Origin of the sequence: Bradyrhizobium sp. 604_D8_N2_3 (assembly GCF_051810765.1) — a bacterium.
Classification (GTDB): Bacteria; Pseudomonadota; Alphaproteobacteria; order Rhizobiales; family Xanthobacteraceae; genus Bradyrhizobium; species Bradyrhizobium barranii.
Window position 1 is genome coordinate 8524575 of sequence record NZ_JBPWPM010000001.1, and the last position, 12639, is coordinate 8537213.

The following is a 12639-nucleotide window of genomic DNA, read 5'->3' on the forward strand; positions in this document are numbered from 1 at the left end:
CCATCAAATCCAGCCCTGAAGCTCGCGCAGCACCAGGGTGCGGATCACGTCCATGCCCGGATCGCTGTCGTTGAGACAGGGGATCGCGGAAAACTGCTCGCCGCCATTATGCTTGAAGATCTCGGCATTCTCCTGCGCGATCTCCTCCAGCGTCTCCAGGCAGTCGGCGGAAAAGCCCGGCGTCACCACCGCGATGCGGCGCACGCCCTCCTTGGCCAGGCGCTCCATGGTCTTGTCGGTGTAGGGCTGGAGCCACTCGTCATTGCCGAAGCGCGACTGGAAGGTCAGCAGCAGTTTCGTCTCGTCCATGCCGAGCCGGCGGCGCAGCGCCTCGGTCGTGGCGACGCAGTGGCTTTGGTAGGGATCGCCCTTGTCGACATAGGATTTCGGCATGCCGTGGAAGGACGCCACGATCAGCTCCGGCGTGAACGGCAGCGTCGCCAGATGCGTCTCGATCGAGATCGCGAGCGCCTCGATATAGGCCTCGTCCTCGTAATAAGGCGGCGTCACCCGCAGCGTCGGCTGGTTACGCAAGCGGGCGAGCACGCGGAACACTTCGTCGCAGACCGTCGCCGAGGTCGAGGCGGAATATTGCGGATAGAGCGGCACGGCGAGGATGCGGTCGCACCCCTTCGCGATCAGCGCGTCGATGCCGGACTTGATCGAGGGATTGCCGTAGCGCATCGCCCAGTCCACGACAACGTGGTCGCTGTCAGACAGTGCGGCCGCAAGCTTGTCACTCTGCGAGCGCGTGATGGTCTTCAGCGGCGACTCGTTCCGCTCATTGTTCCAGATCTTCTGATAGTCCAGCGCCTTGGTGCGGGGACGGCTGCGCAGGATGATGCCGTTGAGCACGAACTGCCAGACGAGCCCCTGGTCCTCGATGACGCGGGCGTCCGAGAGGAATTCCTTGAGATAGACCCGCACGCCGGGCGCATCGGCCGTATCGGGCGTGCCGAGATTGACCAGGAGCACGCCGACGCGCCGCAGGCTGGACCGGACGGCGGGCTTTTGCGCTGCGATGGGGGCAATTGTCGTCATGATCAGTTGCGTCGCGCGTTGCTCCGAACTTGTCAAGATGAGGTCGATTTCGCTAGGGTCGCGCCCAAGCGGGGAGGGGCTGATGACACTCGCGGAATTCTGCGTATTGGGAGCGCTGCTGCTTTATCTGACGACGATCGTCTCGATCAAATGGACGCGGTTTCGCATCTTCGACAATTCCCGGCCGCGCGACCCCGCCTTCTTCGAGGATGCGCTGGCGCAGCGCGCGCTTGGTGCCCACCAGAACGGCATCGAGACCTTTCCGTTCTTCGCCTTCGCGGTGCTGCTTGCCGAATTCCGGGATTCGCCGCAGCGGCTGATCGACGAGCTCGCCGTGCTGTTCCTGATCGTGCGGATCGCCTACGTGCTGACCTATCTCGGCAACCGCCCGACGCTGCGCTCGATCCTCTGGAGCATCGGTTTTGCGATCAATCTCGGGATCTTCTTCATGCCGGCGCTGAAGCGGTTTTTGCCGGTGTGATCTTTCTTCCTTCTCCCCTTGTGGGAGAAGGTGGCGCGCGTAGCGCGACGGATGAGGGGTATCTCTCCGCACGATTCAATCGTGAGAGGTTTGCTCGCGGAGAGATACCCCTCGCCCGTCTCGCCGCTACGCGGCGAGCCACCCTCCCCCACAAGGGGGGAGGGAAAGAGCAACCTTAGAAACACGTCGTCCGTTCGGCGGCGATGTAGCCGAACAGCAGGCCCGCGCCGAACAGCAGCACAAGGCCGGCGGCGCCGAATTCGATGCCGCGCATGAACAGGGCACCGCCGCCGTCGCGCCCGGCGCTGAGGCGGGCGGCGATGTCCTTGGCGGAGACGGCGACGACGGCGATGGCCGCGACCGTAATGGCGGTGCCGAGCCCCATCAGCAAGGTCGCGGCGATGCCGGCCCAGAACAGGCCCTGCGCCAGCGCGAACACCAGTACCAGGATCGCACCCGAGCAGGGCCGAATGCCGACTGTCAGGATCGCAGCGAACCCGCGCCGCCAGCCGCCGGGGCCGGCGAGCTCGCTCGGCGTCGGACCGTGGGAATGGCCGCAATGCTCGTCATGGACGTGGTCATGCGCATGGTGGTGATGGGCGTGGGCGTGACCATGGTCGTGATGATGGTGATCATGACCGTGATCGTGGTCATGATGGTCATGGGCATCATGGTGATGGCCGTGATCGTGATGGTCATGCGGCACGCCGGCGATCGCCGGCACCGGCTGGACCGCCTGCAGCGCACGGATGAAGGTGCGGCCCTTGACCCAGACCAGCCGCAGGCCGAACAGCGCGATCAGGCCGTAGCTCGCGATCTCGATCGCGCCTTCCGCCTTGCACATGGTCTTGGCGGTGGCGTTCAGCACCCAGGCCGAGATGCCGACGATCAGGATCGCCACCAGCGACTGCATCAGCGCCGAGGCAAACGACAGCGCGATGCCGCGCCGCGCGGTCTCGCGGTTGGCGACGAGATAGGAGGCGATTACCGCCTTGCCGTGGCCGGGGCCGGCGGCGTGGAAGATGCCATAGGCAAAGGAGATGAAGAGCAGCGTCCACACCGCCGAGCCGTCGGACTTGGCGGCGCGAATGGTCGCCGACATCTGGCGATAGAATTCCGACTGCTTTGCCAACAGCCAGCCAATGACGCCGCTGGCCTCGGGCTCCGCGGCCTGCGCCGGGCGTGGTGCACCGAACGGATTTTGCGCGAGGAGATCGTGAAGCGCGGCGTCCGCCACGCTCACAACAAGGAACACGGCCGCACAGGCCAGAAGCCCGCGCACAAGCGGGGAACGAAGACGACCAATCAAGGGCAATCCACCGTGATCTTGTTGGCGAACATCATGCCGAAATTCGAGTTCTCACCGTTCAGGAAGGTCTGCTCGTTGAGCTTCTGCGCGGTGGCGGAGCCGTCGCTGGGCCGATCGAGCTTCATCTGGCAGCCGGCGGGCGCGCCGACCAGCTTGACCGGATTGTCCTTGGCCATCTGGAAGTCGATGAAGTAGGAGCGGTCGAACACTTCGAGCACCAGCTGCTTGGGCTTGACCGGGTTCTTCAGCGGCAGCGTGAAGTGCAGGGTCAGCACGGTATCCTTGTAGTCGAGGAAGTAGTCGACCGGATCGTTAAAACGCTCCTTCTTGCCGTCGGCTCGCGCAAAGGTGAAGTAGGCGTATTCCTTCAGCGACTCGACATTGGTCTGCGCCAGCGGCCCGAGCTCCTCGCGCGTATAGGCGCCCTTGGTCTTGCTCTCGAGCCCCTGCAGGGCATAGGCCGAAAACATGTCATCAAAAGTCCAGGCGTGGCGCACGCCGGTGATGCTGCCGTCGGCGGCGTAGAGCAGCTCGCTAGTCGCGGTGATCCAGACATGCGGATGCGCCCGCGCCGCGCCGGCTGCGAACGTCATCGCAGCGGCGAGCAACAGGCCGAACAGGGCACGCATGCCCATCAGGCTGCCTTTGCGTCATCGAGCAGGCCGCGCCGGCGGAGCAGCGCGTCGGGCTCCGGCGGGCGGCCGCGGAAGGCTTCATAGGCGGCCTCGGGATCGACCGATCCACCCGAGGAGTAGATGTCGTCGTGCAGGCGCTTTGCCACTGCAGGATCGAAGATGTCGCCGGCCTCCTCGAAGGCGCCGAAGGCGTCGGCGTCCATCACCTCCGACCACATGTAGCTGTAGTAACCGGAGGCATAATGGTCGCCGGAGAAGATGTGGCCGAACTGGGTGGGGCGGTGGCGCAGCGAGATCTCCTCGGGCATGCCGATCTTTTCCAGCTCCTTCTTCTCGAAGGCGCGGACATCCTGCGCGGCGGAAGCCGGCTGGGTGTGGAATTCGAGATCGACCAGCGCCGAGGAGACGAACTCGACCGTGGCAAAGCCCTGGTTGAACTTTCGTGCGGCGAGGAAGCGCTGGAGCAGATCGTCCGGCAGCGGCTCGCCGGTCTGGTAGTGGCGGGCGAACTGCTGCAGCACCTCGGGCCGCTCCTGCCAGTGCTCGTAGAGCTGGGACGGCAGCTCGACGAAGTCGGTGAACACCGCGGTGCCCGAGAGTGACGGATAGGTCACATTGGAGAGCATGCCGTGCAGGCCGTGGCCGAACTCATGGAACAGGGTCCGGGCATCGTCGGGCGACAGCAGCGAGGGCTCGCCGTTCGCGCCCTTGGCGAAGTTGCAGACATTGATGACGAGCGGCGCGATCTCGCCGTCGAGCTTCTGCTGGTCGCGCAGCGAGGTCATCCAGGCGCCGGAGCGCTTCGACGGCCGGGCATAGTAGTCGCCGTAGAACAGCGCCTTGTGCTTGCCGTCCGGCCCCTTTACCTCCCAGACCCTTACATCCGGGTGCCAGGCCGGCACGTCCTTGCGCTCCTCGAAGGTGATGCCGAACAGGCGGGTGGCGCAGTCGAAGGCGGCGGCGATCATGTGATCGAGCGTAAGATACGGCTTGATCGCGGCGTCGTCGAAATTGGCGCGCTGGAGGCGGAGTTTTTCGGCATAGAAGCGCCAGTCCCAGGGCGCGAGCTTGAAATTGCCGCCCTCTTCCGTGATCAGCGCCTGCATCTCGTCGCGGTCGGAGAGCGCACGCGCACGCGCCGGCTTCCAGACCCGCTCCAGCAGGCCGCGCACCGCATCCGGCGTCTTGGCCATGGAATCCTCGAGCCGGTAGGCGGCGAAGGTCGGATAGCCCAGAAGCTTGGCGCTCTCCTCGCGCAGTTGCAGGATCTCGACGATGGTGCCGTTGTTGTCGTTGGCATTGCCGTTGTCGCCGCGCGCCGTGAAGGCCTTGTAGACCTTCTCGCGCAGGTCGCGGCGGGCCGAGCTCTTCAGGAACGGCTCGGTCGAGGAGCGCGACAGCGTGACGATGGCCTTGCCGTCCATGCCGCGCTCTTCCGCCGCAGCCTTGGCGGCTGCGACGAAGCTCTCCGGCAGGCCCTCGCGGTCGGCCTCCCCCAACTCCATGAACCACTCCTGCTCGTCGCCAAGCAGGTGGTGGCTAAAGCCGGTGCCGAGTTGGGCGAGCTTCTCGTTGATCTCCGCCATCCGCGCCTTGGCCTCTTCGGAGAGGCCGGCGCCGGAACGGTGGAAGCGGGTGTAGGTGCGCTCCAGCAGGCGGAGCTGCTCGGGCGAAAGACCAAGACCGGCGCGGTTCTCGTGCAGATGGGCGATGCGACCAAACAGCACGGCGTTCATCATGATCGGATTCCAGTGCCGCGCCATCCGCAAGGAGACCTCCTTGTCGATCTCCAGGATGGCCGGGTTGGAATGCGCCGAGACGAGGTCGTAGAAGACCGCCGCGACCTTGGTGAGGAGCTTGCCGGAGCGCTCCAGCGCCGTGATGGTGTTGGCGAAGTCGGCGGCCGCCGGATCGTTGGTGATCGCCGCGATCTCGGCGGAGTGATCGGCGAAGGCCTGCTCGAAGGCCGGCAGAAAGTGCTCGGGCTTGACCTCGTCGAAGGGCGGGGTCGCAAACGGCGTCACCCAGGCCTTCAGCAGCGGGTTGGTCTCGGGGTCCGTGGTTTGGCGGGGGTCTGACATCGCAAGTCCCGGTTTTTGTGGCTCGATTGTTGGGGTCAGCTATAGCACGCGATGGGGCTTTTTTGGGCCATTTGCCCTTGCTCCCGGCCGCCTTTTCGGGGAGATTGCGGCCCTCGAAGCTACGGACCCCAAAGCTCATGAACGCGCCTGCCTCATCTTCCCGTCAGATCGTCTGGCCAAGCGTCATCACTGTCGTCAGCGCGGCCATCCTGATCGGCGCCGAGGTGTTCGGCGCCGCGTTCGCCGGCGGCTGGGCGCTCGCGATCCTGTTCGGGCTCGGTGATCAGGGCACGCACATCCTGCAGGCTGTGCTGTTCGCGCTCGGCGTGCTCGTGATGACCGCGTTCATCCGCGCGGCTCAGCGCGTCGAGCCGTTCACGAAGCGCCGCTGACGCTTCCTCGCGCGCGCAAGACGCGCGCACGGCTGAGAAAACTTAACGCGCGTTCATCTTCCGCGTCGCTCGCGCAACACTGCGCAAGCAGATGTTAGGCAATTCTGTCCTCAGCCTAAAAAAATTCTTGCGAAGCTGAGTCAAAACGCTTATGTGCGCTCTTGCCCAATTTCGCACGTGCCTGTGGTCGTGTGTCAGTCGGTAGGTATCCGGACAAGAGGCCGGACAGCCGCCAAGGGGTGAAGAAGCCGAGGGGCTCTTCGGAAGTGCGGAAGTCGCGAGACCGAAAGGTCGGACGAGGAAGCAAACCCGGAGCGTCCAGCATCTCTCTCAAAGAGATGCCATGTCGAAGGTGACTTCACTTTTTGCAACCGTGACTGGCAGCCGGAGGCGAACCGGCGCACCCCGCTCTCAACGGGGGACGCGACTTAAAGCAACGACGGATCGGGCTTTTTTGGTCTCTACCGGCAGTCCAACGCCGGCGCGGGCTACTGAAAAGGCTTGTCCTTCATTGCCAGGTGTGCGGGCGGGAACAATCCCAACCAATCCACGGCAGCACAGTCTGGTTTGAGTCTTTGGCTCGTCGCGCCTCCATCGCGCGATCTGGCCGGAGCGCTCTTATCCGACGTCATTTTTTGAACGGATCCCCGTCGCTGGGCCGTTTGGGAGAGTGCTATGACCGAACGTATTCAGGAATTCCTGCGCACCCGCCGCAGCGAGGGCCGGGACACCGAGCCTTGCCTCGTCGTCGACCTCGAGGTCGTGCGCGACAATTACCAGACCTTTGCCAAGGCGCTGCCCGACAGCCGCGTGTTCTATGCCGTCAAGGCGAACCCGTCGCCGGAAGTGCTGTCCCTGCTCGCCTCCATGGGCTCCTGCTTCGACACCGCGACGGTCGCCGAGATCGAGATGGCGCTGGCCGCGGGTGCGACGCCCGACCGCATCTCCTTCGGCAACACGATCAAGAAGGAGCGCGACATCGCGCGCGCCTTCGCGCTCGGCATCCGGCTGTTCGCGGTCGACTGCGTTCCCGAGGTCGAGAAGGTCGCCCGTGCCGCTCCCGGCGCGAAGGTGTTCTGCCGCATCCTCTACGACTGCGCCGGCGCCGAATGGCCGCTGTCGCGCAAGTTCGGCTGCGACCCGGAGATGGCCGTCGATGTGCTCGACGTTGCCAAGCGCCTGGGCCTGGAGCCGTGCGGCATCTCCTTCCATGTCGGCTCGCAGCAGCGCAAGGTGAAGGCGTGGGACCGTGCGCTGGCGATGGCCTCGCAGGTATTCCGCGACTGCGCCGAGCGCGGCATCAACCTGACCATGGTCAACATGGGCGGCGGCTTCCCGACCAAGTACCTGAAGGACGTGCCGCCGGTCGTGACCTACGGCCGCTCGATCTTCCGCGCGCTGCGCAAGCACTTCGGCAACCAGATTCCGGAGACCATCATCGAGCCGGGCCGCGGCATGGTGGGCAACGCCGGCATCATCGAATCCGAGGTCGTGCTCATCTCGAAGAAGAGCGACGATGACGAGGTGCGCTGGGTCTATCTCGACATCGGCAAGTTCGGCGGTCTCGCCGAGACGATGGACGAGTCGATCCGCTACGCCATCCGCACCCCGCATGACGGCGCGGACATGACGCCGTGCGTGCTCGCGGGCCCGACCTGCGACAGCGCCGACGTGCTGTACGAGAAGACCCCGTATCCGCTTCCCGTCACGCTCGAGATCGGCGACAAGCTGCTGATCGAAGGCACCGGGGCCTATACGTCGACCTACTCGTCGGTGGCGTTCAACGGCATCCCGCCGCTGAAGACGTACCACATCTGATTTGCCGCATCTGATCCGCCTCTCGTTCTGAGGCCTGACGAACCCGGGAGCCGGTCCGCCGGCTCCCTTCCTGACATTGCCATTCTGACGACGTCTTGAGCCGGCGTGCTTCTCGCACGCGGGTTCAAGCGGGGACTGACGCGCCATGACTGCTTTTCGGAAGCCACAAGTCGCCCTCACTTCGAAAGCCGCTCCGTTCGCGATCCGTGCGGAACGTGCTGCCGACGTCGCCGCCCGTGAAGCGCTGCTGGATGCCTGCTTTGGCGAGAACCGCCATGACCGCACCTGCCAGCGCCTGCGCGACGGACGTGCACCTGCCGCAGGCCTTGCCCTGTCGGCTGTGCGCGAGGGGACACTCGTGGGAACCGTGCGGCTGTGGCACGTCAGCGCCGGAGGCAGGCCCGCTTTGGTCCTCGGACCGCTGGCGGTGGACCCTGCCTTCCGCGAGCTCGGGATCGGCGCCGCGCTGATGCAACAAGCGCTGGCCGCCGCCCGGGCACGCGGGCATGCCGCCGTGATCCTGCTCGGCGATGCCCCCTACTACGCCCGCTTCGGCTTCTCGCCCGAGAAGACCGGCGCATTGATGCTGCCCGGCCCGTTCGAGCGCGATCGTCTGCTGGCGATCGAATTCCAGGCCGGTGCGCTGGATGGCGTTGAGGGGATGATCGTCCCGACCGGCGCGGCCATGCCCAAACGGAGGGTAGTTCGCGCCCTCCAGGCGCACGCGGCCTAAGGGATTGCCATGATGGCGACGACTTAAGCCGCGTTCCGCGGCGATGCTCGCGCAGGCCCGTTCCTTTAGGGTTGCGCGGGCCTGAGAAACGCCCTTTAACCCGCCAAACACCCCCTTCAGTCGAGGCCCACGACCATGTCCCGTCGCCTGATCTCCACCGGCTCTCCCCTCGAGAAGACCGTCGGCTACAGCCGCGCCGTGATCGACGGCGAGTTCGCCTTCGTCGCCGGAACCACCGGCTATGACTACACGACGATGACGATGCCGGCCGATGTCACGAGCCAGTCACGCAACTGCTTCAAGACCATCGAAGCCGCCCTGAAGGAGGGCGGATTCGAGATGGCCGATATCGTCCGTGCGACCTACTACGTCACCGACGCCAGCTACATCGATGCCCACTTCGCTGTCTGCGGCGAGGTTCTCGGCGACATCAGGCCGGCTGCGACACTGCTTGTCGTCTCCGCCCTCGCCAAGCCCGAGATGAAGGTCGAGATCGAAGTCACCGCCAAGCGCCGCAGCGCCTGATCCACCCCCCACCCTTTGTCTGCCAGCACGTTCCGGAGAAACCATCCCATGAGCCACCCCTCGCAGATCTACGCGAAGATCACTGGTCCCATCGTCATGGTCGGCTTCGGCTCCATCGGCAAAGGCACGCTGCCGATGATCGAGCGGCATCTCGACTACGACAAGTCGCGCGTCACCGTGATCGATCCCAAGGACGAGGGCCGCAAGGCGCATTGCGAGAAGCAGAACGTCCGCTTCATCCAGAAGGCCGTGACCCGGGACAATTACCGGGAGTTGCTGACCCCGCTGCTCACCGAAGGCGGCGGCCAGGGTTTTTGCGTCAATCTCTCGGTCGATACCGGCTCCACCGACATCATGGAGCTCTGCAACGAGCTCGGCGCGCTCTATATCGACACCGTCAACGAGCCCTGGCTCGGCTTCTATTTCGATTCCTCGAAGGGCCCGGAAGCGCGTTCCAACTACGCGCTGCGCGAAGTGACGCTGGCCGCCAAGAAGGCGCGCCCCGCGGGCTCGACGACGGCCGTCTCCTGCTGCGGCGCCAATCCCGGCATGGTCTCCTTTTTCGTCAAGCAGGCGCTGCTCAATGTCGCCGCCGATCTGAAGCTCAATGCCCCCAAGCCGAAGACCAAGGCCGAGTGGGCGGACCTGATGCGGCAGGCCGGTATCAAGGGCATCCACATCGCCGAACGCGACACCCAGCGCTCCAAGTCGCCGAAAGAGCCTGACGTCTTCGTCAACACCTGGTCGGTGGAAGGTTTCCTGTCGGAAGGCGTGCAGCCGTCCGAACTCGGCTGGGGCACCCATGAAAAATGGATGCCCGAGAATGCGCGCACCCACGAAGCCGGCTGCGGCGCGGCCATCTATCTGATGCAGCCCGGCGCCAACACGCGCGTGCGCACCTGGTGCCCGACCCGCGGCGCGCAGTATGGCTTCCTCGTCACCCACAACGAGTCGATCTCGATCTCCGATTACTTCACGGTGCGCGACGCATCGGGTACGGCGGTCTACCGGCCGACCTGCCACTACGCCTACCATCCGGCCGACGATGCCGTGCTGTCGCTGCACGAAATGTTCGGCCGTGCCGCGAAGATGCAGGAAAAGCACCACATCCTCGATGAGAACGAAATCGTCGACGGCATCGACGAGCTCGGCGTGCTGCTGTTCGGCCATGACAACAACGCCTATTGGTACGGCTCGCAGCTCTCCATCGAGGAGACCCGCAGACTCGCGCCCTACCAGAACGCCACCGGCCTGCAGGTGACCTCCGCCGTGCTCGGCGGCATGGTGTGGGCGCTGGAAAACCCGAACGAAGGCATCGTCGAAGCCGACGAGATGGATTTCGATCGTCTGCTGGAGATCCAGCTGCCGTATCTCGGCCCGGTGAAGGGTTTCTACACCGACTGGACGCCGCTGACGGATCGTCCGGGACTGTTCCCGGAAGACATCGACACGAGCGATCCCTGGCAGTTCCGGAATGTCCTGGTGCGTTGACCTCTCAGCGCTTCCGGTCGATAGCGATGCCCGGCCTTGTGCCGGGCATTTCTTTTTGCCGACCTATTTCGCCAAGTAATCGAACGCCACGCTGCCGAGCCCGAGCGTCAGGTCCGCTTTGAAATGCAGCGCGGAGACCACCTCGCGCACCGGCAGGCGGGCGACGTCGCAGAGTGCGTGGGGAAACAGCCCGAGCGCGGCAGGGCCGGTCCAAGCTTCCTTCAGCACGACATCATCGAGATGAAACCGCACCAGCTCGCAGATCCGCGGGCTGCCGTCGACATGCGGGATGATCTTCAGGATGAAGTTCGGCGCCGCCATCGATTTCAGCACCGTGTCGTGGTCGACCTTGCGGTGCTTGTAACCCATCGTGGCCGAAGCGCAGAGGACCGAGCCGTAATGCAGCGAGCCGACCAGGACGTCGCTCTCGATCTCGATCTTGGGCCTTGCGAGCTTCTTCGGAAAGCCCCACAGCTCGCGGCCGCCGGCGATCGGGGCCTCGTCGTCCAGATACATCGCGTGGGTGTAGCCGCCCTCCTCGCCCTTGAAGCGGACCGGGATCACCTGCCCGGTTTCGGTGTAGTCGCCGAATCCGGTCGAGTCGGGCATCCGGATGAACTCGTATTTCACCACCGGCTCCGCCACCTCAAGCGGCTCGGGCACGATGGCGGCGAGGGCTTCGGGATCGGTCCTGTAGGTGATGATGAAATATTCGCGGTCGAAGAAGCGATATGGCCCCGGCGGGAATGCCGGGTTGGTGAGCGGCATCGAATAGGCGGTGCGGCGGACGTCTTCGATCTTCATGGGAGGCCCCATCTGTCGTTGGCGCGACAGATTATGGAACGGGCCGGTTGCCGAGGCGAGATCAAATGCGCGTCACAATACGCCGGCCGCCGGGCTACTTCTCCTTGATCGGCGGCGCGATCTTCTCCGCGGGCGCCGCCGGCAGTGCCGGCTTGGTCGCCGCACCCCGCGTCTGCGGGTCGGGGCGCGCGGGCTCGGGGGCCGGCGTGGTCGGCCGGTCGCCGCCGGGCTTGGCTTCCGCGGGCGTCTTATCCTGATCGCCGGATGGCGTGCCCTGGAGCGGTTGGGTCGCCTGCGCCGTCTGCATCCGGCTCTCGGCCCGGATCTGCGCCAGCGAGAGGCCTGACACCACGGCGCCTGCTGCGAGCAGCGAGCATGCGACCATCAGGTCACGTTTCAGTCTGCGCTTGTCATTTGGGCCGGGCATGTCGATCACCGCCTTTATCCGCGGGATCAACGAACTTGCCCGACTGCGGTTCCGTGGCGGACGAGGCGGGAACCGTGCCTTCGCGCGCCAAAACGCCGCGCTCAGTCTGAGGTGTTAACTTCCCAGGTGGCGTGGCGCACGCCCGGCAGGTGCTGAAGATTGGTCGCCACCGCGTTGAGCTCGTTCGGATCGACTGCGGTCGCAACCAGCTTTGCGACGACCTCGAGAATATCATCCCCGATCTCAACCACGTCGATATCGGCCACCGGATATTTCGCGGCCTCCAGCTTTTCAACGAGGCGGTCGCGCATGTCGGGCAGGGCGTCGGCCGCGACGGCGAGCTTGAAATAGTAGGTCGCCTCCGAGGCCTTCTCGTTCAGCGGAATGCGGTTGATGGCGTTGACCAGTGGGCGCAGCATGGTGTTGCCGGCGATGACGAACACGGTCAGCGCGGCCGCCTGTGCGACCATGTCGGCGCCGGCGCAGGAGCCGACCGCGGCCGAAGCCCACAGCGTCGCCGCGGTGTTGAGCCCGCGGACGTCCATGCCCTGCTTCATGATGACGCCGGCGCCGAGGAAGCCGATGCCTGAGACGACATAGGAGATCACGCGGACCGCGCCGTCGGCGCCGGTCAGGTGCATGGCGAGATCGACGAAGGCGGCGGCACCGACCGCGACCAGCACGTTGGTGCGCAGGCCCGCGGTGCGCTGGCGGTACTGCCGCTCGGCGCCGATCAGCGTGCCCAGCACGAAGGCCGTGAAGAGGCTGACCAGCGTGTCCGCGAAGTCAGCAATCTGGAATGTCGTCAAAAACCGCATGGTCCCTCGCACGGGTTGGCAAACGATCTATGCGAGAGTGCCGACGAGGTCAATTTGAACGGGCACCGGCTGTGGAAGCCGATG

The 12639-nt window shown here is 65.1% G+C and carries 13 protein-coding genes; 6 read left to right on the forward strand and 7 right to left on the reverse strand.

The genetic code is table 11. The features are described from left to right. Nucleotides 1-3: 3 nt before the first annotated feature. Nucleotides 4-1041 (reverse strand): ferrochelatase, encoded by a 1038-nt coding sequence (gene hemH, locus AB7245_RS40970; RefSeq protein ID WP_085398394.1) that lies wholly within the window; start codon nucleotides 1039-1041, stop codon nucleotides 4-6. Between the two features lie 82 nt (nucleotides 1042-1123). On the opposite strand from hemH, the gene AB7245_RS40975 reads away from it, so the two are divergent. Beyond that, nucleotides 1124-1522 carry an MAPEG family protein gene (locus AB7245_RS40975; RefSeq protein WP_085398393.1) on the forward strand — a complete coding sequence of 133 codons (399 nt, stop codon included), beginning with the start codon at nucleotides 1124-1126 and terminating at the stop codon, nucleotides 1520-1522. Nucleotides 1523-1697: 175 nt separating this feature from the next. Here AB7245_RS40975 and AB7245_RS40980 read toward each other — a convergent pair whose 3' ends face one another. Genes AB7245_RS40980 through AB7245_RS40990 form a run of 3 tightly spaced genes read right to left on the reverse strand, consistent with a single transcriptional unit; the run spans nucleotide 1698 to nucleotide 5547 of the window. Beyond that, complete coding sequence (locus AB7245_RS40980; protein ID WP_085398468.1) at nucleotides 1698-2837, reverse strand: nickel/cobalt transporter; 1140 nt, start codon at nucleotides 2835-2837, stop codon at nucleotides 1698-1700. Continuing rightward, nucleotides 2828-3466 (reverse strand): DUF1007 family protein, encoded by a 639-nt coding sequence (locus AB7245_RS40985; protein WP_085398469.1) that lies wholly within the window; start codon nucleotides 3464-3466, stop codon nucleotides 2828-2830. Before AB7245_RS40985 ends, AB7245_RS40980 begins: the two co-directional genes overlap by 10 nt. Continuing rightward, entirely contained in the window at nucleotides 3466-5547 is a 2082-nt protein-coding gene (locus AB7245_RS40990) for a M3 family metallopeptidase (protein ID WP_135214791.1), read from the reverse strand. The genes AB7245_RS40985 and AB7245_RS40990 overlap by 1 nt, the downstream gene beginning before the upstream one ends. Before the next feature lie 137 nt (nucleotides 5548-5684). On the opposite strand from AB7245_RS40990, the gene AB7245_RS40995 reads away from it, so the two are divergent. The 5 genes from AB7245_RS40995 to AB7245_RS41015 all read left to right on the forward strand — a co-directional run bounded on the left by AB7245_RS40995 (nucleotide 5685) and on the right by AB7245_RS41015 (nucleotide 10506). Further along, a complete protein-coding gene (locus tag AB7245_RS40995) occupies nucleotides 5685-5939 on the forward strand; it encodes a hypothetical protein (protein ID WP_041954176.1) in 255 nt (84 codons plus the stop codon). A 675-nt stretch (nucleotides 5940-6614) separates the two neighbouring features. Further along, a complete protein-coding gene (locus AB7245_RS41000) occupies nucleotides 6615-7757 on the forward strand; it encodes a type III PLP-dependent enzyme (protein ID WP_085398471.1) in 1143 nt (380 codons plus the stop codon). A 145-nt stretch (nucleotides 7758-7902) separates the two neighbouring features. Further along, nucleotides 7903-8490, forward strand: coding sequence for a GNAT family N-acetyltransferase (locus AB7245_RS41005; RefSeq protein WP_085398472.1), 588 nt, complete (start codon nucleotides 7903-7905; stop codon nucleotides 8488-8490). A gap of 135 nt (nucleotides 8491-8625) precedes the next feature. Further along, nucleotides 8626-9015: a RidA family protein gene (locus tag AB7245_RS41010; protein ID WP_085398473.1), complete on the forward strand. Its 390-nt coding sequence runs from the start codon at nucleotides 8626-8628 to the stop codon at nucleotides 9013-9015. A 48-nt stretch (nucleotides 9016-9063) separates the two neighbouring features. Continuing rightward, nucleotides 9064-10506, forward strand: coding sequence for a homospermidine synthase (locus AB7245_RS41015; RefSeq protein ID WP_041954184.1), 1443 nt, complete (start codon nucleotides 9064-9066; stop codon nucleotides 10504-10506). Between the two features lie 63 nt (nucleotides 10507-10569). Here the strand turns inward: AB7245_RS41015 and AB7245_RS41020 are convergent, their stop codons facing one another. The 3 genes from AB7245_RS41020 to AB7245_RS41030 all read right to left on the reverse strand — a co-directional run bounded on the left by AB7245_RS41020 (nucleotide 10570) and on the right by AB7245_RS41030 (nucleotide 12555). After that, entirely contained in the window at nucleotides 10570-11310 is a 741-nt protein-coding gene (locus tag AB7245_RS41020) for an acetoacetate decarboxylase (protein ID WP_071909407.1), read from the reverse strand. Between the two features lie 94 nt (nucleotides 11311-11404). Continuing rightward, the gene (locus tag AB7245_RS41025) at nucleotides 11405-11737 is read right to left on the reverse strand and encodes a hypothetical protein (RefSeq protein WP_085398476.1); all 333 of its coding nucleotides are present in this window, start codon (nucleotides 11735-11737) and stop codon (nucleotides 11405-11407) included. Between the two features lie 101 nt (nucleotides 11738-11838). After that, a complete protein-coding gene (locus tag AB7245_RS41030) occupies nucleotides 11839-12555 on the reverse strand; it encodes an MgtC/SapB family protein (protein WP_085398474.1) in 717 nt (238 codons plus the stop codon). Nucleotides 12556-12639: the final 84 nt, after the last annotated feature.